Annotated in this window: 1 protein-coding gene; it reads right to left on the minus strand. The window is 66.3% G+C overall.

Features of this window, described 5'->3' with window-relative positions:
• Nucleotides 1-430, minus strand: a 430-nt coding sequence (locus JHD62_RS21525) for a DUF2345 domain-containing protein (RefSeq protein WP_199104587.1), incomplete at both ends; no start/stop codon positions are given.

A 430-nucleotide genomic window follows, 5' to 3' on the forward strand; every position in this document is an offset into this window, starting at 1 on the left:
CCAGCCCCGCCTTCCCCTCATTACTCAGCGTGCCGTGCAGCTTGATATCGCCAAATACTTCAACCCCCTTGGCGCTGATGCGGATGCCATGGCCGCCTGCTGCCAGTTCGATGCTGTCGTGCCCGGCCACGCTGATGTGCTGGTTGCTGTTCAGCCGCAATGTCTTGGCGGCGGACACCGCCAGCGGGCCGCCTTGCGCCTGGATGTCCACGCTGCCCTGGTTGGCATAGAGACGTGCGCCGCCGCTGCGGGCAAACAGGCTGATGGCGCCGTTGGCATTACTGCGGATGTCGCCCAGTGCCGCCTGGCTGATGTGCTGCCCGGCGGTGACGGCGTAGGTGCTGCCTGCCGATTGCTGGATGGTGTGCGGGGTGGTGAGGCCGATGCCGGCCGGGGCGCTGATCAGAATGCCGGCCTGTGCCAGCTGTTT

Origin of the sequence: Aquitalea sp. ASV11, assembly GCF_016429185.1 — a bacterium.
In the GTDB taxonomy this organism is placed as follows: domain Bacteria; phylum Pseudomonadota; class Gammaproteobacteria; order Burkholderiales; family Chromobacteriaceae; genus Aquitalea; species Aquitalea pelogenes.